Raw genomic sequence first — 3131 nt, 5'->3', positions numbered from 1 at the left:
CGGGGGCGGCGGCGTTGGGCCGATCACTCTCCGACCCCCCCGGGGATGCTGGGGGGCTGGTTCGGTGGTGCGTAACGCTATTCGGCGATGGCCGCCGCTGGTGCCTCGATGGCCTCGCGGCCGGGCTGGCGGGTCGTGGTGAACACGTAGTCGCCATCGGCGTAGTCCACGTGAACGTGGTCGCCGGAGCCGAGCTCGCCACCGAGGATGCGCTCGCTGAGGCGATCCTCAATCTCGGACTGCATCGCACGACGCAGCGGGCGGGCACCAAGAGTCGGGTCGAAGCCGACCTTGATGAGCTGCTCCTTGGCCGCTGCCGTTAGCTCGACGGTCATGTCGCGGTCGAGCATGCGCTCGCTCAGGCGCTTGACGAACAGATCGACGATCTGCAGCAGCTCCTCCTTGTTGAGTTGCGGGAACACGATGGTCTCATCGACTCGGTTGAGGAACTCGGGCTTGAAGTTCTTCTTGAGCTCCTCCACGACCTTGGCCTTCATGCCGGCGTAGTCCTGCGCGGCATTGCCTTCGATCGTGAAGCCGACGGGGCCACCCGTGATGTCCTTCGTGCCCAGGTTGGTGGTCATGATGATCACGGTGTTCTTGAAGTCGACAACGCGACCCTGACCATCCGTCAGACGTCCCTCTTCCAGAATCTGGAGGAGCGAGTTGAAGATGTCCGGGTGGGCCTTCTCGATCTCGTCGAAGAGCACGACGCTGAACGGCTTGCGGCGAACCTTCTCGGTGAGCTGGCCGCCCTCTTCGAATCCGACGAATCCGGGAGGGGCGCCGAAGAGGCGCGAAACGGTGTGCTTCTCGCCGTACTCCGACATGTCGAGCGAGATCAGAGCGTCTTCGTCGTCGAACAGGAACTCGGCGAGCGCCTTGGCAAGCTCCGTCTTTCCGACACCCGTGGGGCCAGCGAAGATGAACGAACCGGAGGGGCGCTTCGGGTCCTTGAGTCCGGCACGCGTGCGGCGAATCGTCTTGGAGAGAGCCGAGATGGCCTGCTCCTGGCCGATGACGCGCTGGTGCAGGGCCTTCTCCATAAAGACGAGACGCGCGGTCTCTTCCTCGGTCAGCTTGAAGACGGGGATGCCGGTCGCAGAAGCCAAAACCTCGGCGATGATGCCCTCGTCGACGATTCCGGTCGAGCCGGCCTCGCCACTCTTCCACTGCTTCTCAAGGCGCAGGCGCTCACCGAGGAGCTTCTTCTCCTCGTCACGGAGCGATGCTGCCTTCTCGAAGTCCTGGTCTTCGATCGCGGCTTCCTTGCGCTTGCGCACGTCGGCGATGCGGTCGTCGAACTCGCGCAGCTCAGGCGGCGACGACAGGATCGACAGGCGCAGGCGGGCGCCAGCCTCGTCGATCAGGTCGATGGCCTTGTCTGGCAAGAAGCGATCCTGAACGTAGCGGTCGGCGAGGTTCGCGGCGGCGACGATTGCGCCGTCCGTGATCGACACCTTGTGGAACGACTCGTACTTGTCGCGCAGTCCCTTGAGGATGTTGATGGTGTGTGGCAGCGACGGCTCGTGCACCTGCACCGGCTGGAAGCGGCGCTCAAGCGCAGCATCCTTCTCAAAGTGCTTGCGGTACTCGTCGAGCGTGGTGGCACCGATCGTCTGCAGCTCGCCACGGGCGAGAAGCGGCTTGAGGATGCTTGCGGCATCGATTGCGCCCTCGGCGGCACCAGCACCAACAAGCGTGTGGATCTCGTCGATGAACGTGATGATGTCGCCGCGGGTGCGGATCTCCTTGGTGACCTTCTTGAGGCGCTCTTCGAAGTCACCGCGGTAGCGGCTTCCGGCGATGAGCGAGCCGAGGTCGAGCGTGTAGAGCTGCTTGTCCTTGAGGGTCTCGGGCACGTCGCCGCGCACGATCGCCTGGGCAAGGCCCTCAACGACGGCGGTCTTGCCGACGCCGGGCTCACCGATGAGAACGGGGTTGTTCTTGGAGCGGCGGGAGAGGATCTGCATGACCCGCTCCATCTCCTTCTCGCGCCCGATTACGGGGTCGAGCTTGCCGTCGCGCGCGGCCTGCGTGAGGTTGCGCCCGAACTGGTCGAGAATCTGCGAACCACCCTGAGCCTGGGCCTGGTCGTTGCCACCGACCTGCACCTGCTCCTTGCCCTGGTAGCCAGAGAGAAGCTGGATGACCTGCTGGCGCACCTTGTTGAGGTCTGCGCCGAGCTTGACGAGCACCTGCGCTGCGACTCCCTCGCCCTCACGGATGAGGCCGAGCAGGATGTGCTCGGTGCCAATGTAGTTGTGGCCGAGCTGGAGGGCCTCGCGCAGCGAAAGCTCAAGAACCTTCTTGGCGCGCGGGGTGAAGGGAATGTGGCCGGTGGGCTGCTGCTGGCCCTGACCGATGATGTCTTGCACCTGCTCGCGCACGGAGTCGAGCGAAATGCCTAGCGACTCGAGGGCCTTGGCGGCTACGCCTTCACCCTCGTGAATGAGTCCGAGCAGAATGTGCTCGGTGCCGATGTAGTTGTGGTTGAGCATCTTGGCTTCTTCTTGCGCCAAAACGACAACACGACGAGCGCGGTCGGTAAATCTCTCGAACATCTCTAACTCCTCTGGCATCGGGCAGGTTGGATGCCGTTACAAAGAGAGTAACGAGGCGACCCTTGCGTTTGCTCCCGTGTTCGCCCTGGGCGTTAAGAGGGCGGTACGTACGCAGGTGCTTCGCAGATTTCTTGCAGCTCCTGTTGCGCACCATAACGGCAATCGTTATGTTAACGATTGTCGTTGTTATCGATAAACGTTAGGTAGCCCATGAAGACCACAGCGCCCGGCTCGACCATGAGCCTGAGCAACCGCGCCGACATCTACACGACCATCGGGGTCGGCATTATCGTCGCGGTGTTCACGATCGTGACGACCACGCTGCGCATCATCAGCATCGTGCCCAACCTCGACATTCCCGTGCTCGTTCCGTTTGCCGACACGACCGCGGACCTGCCCATCGGCCCGGGCGGAAGCCTCGTGACGGTCGCGGTCGAAACCGCCACCGTCACCGCATCCCATCTGGCCGCCACCACGGTCGTCTCACTGGTGCTCTCCGAGATCGTCGGGGCTCTCACGGTTCTCGCCGTGACCACGCTCATCTGCCTGCTGTGCCGCAACATGCTC

2 protein-coding genes are annotated in these 3131 nt (G+C 63.3%); one reads left to right on the top strand and one right to left on the bottom strand.

The features are described 5' to 3' along the window. Window positions 1-77 precede the first annotated feature (77 nt). Entirely contained in the window at window positions 78-2564 is a 2487-nt protein-coding gene (locus tag AC062T_RS12875; RefSeq protein ID WP_476030631.1) for an ATP-dependent Clp protease ATP-binding subunit, read from the bottom strand. A 210-nt stretch (window positions 2565-2774) separates the two neighbouring features. Between AC062T_RS12875 and AC062T_RS12870 the strand changes: the two genes are divergently transcribed. Then, on the top strand, window positions 2775-3131 hold a 357-nt coding region (locus AC062T_RS12870; RefSeq protein ID WP_476030629.1), incomplete at its 3' end, for a hypothetical protein.

This window comes from Homoserinimonas sp., from assembly GCF_056262345.1.
The sequence above is the reverse complement of the archived record's forward strand: the minus strand, read 5'-3'. Positions and strand labels throughout refer to the sequence as shown.

What these genes read in the sequence shown, in the direction of transcription:
- AC062T_RS12875 (WP_476030631.1), bottom strand. Translation starts at nt 2,564, where the DNA reads ATGTTCGAGAGATTTACCGACCGCGCTCGTCGTGTTGTCGTTTTGGCG.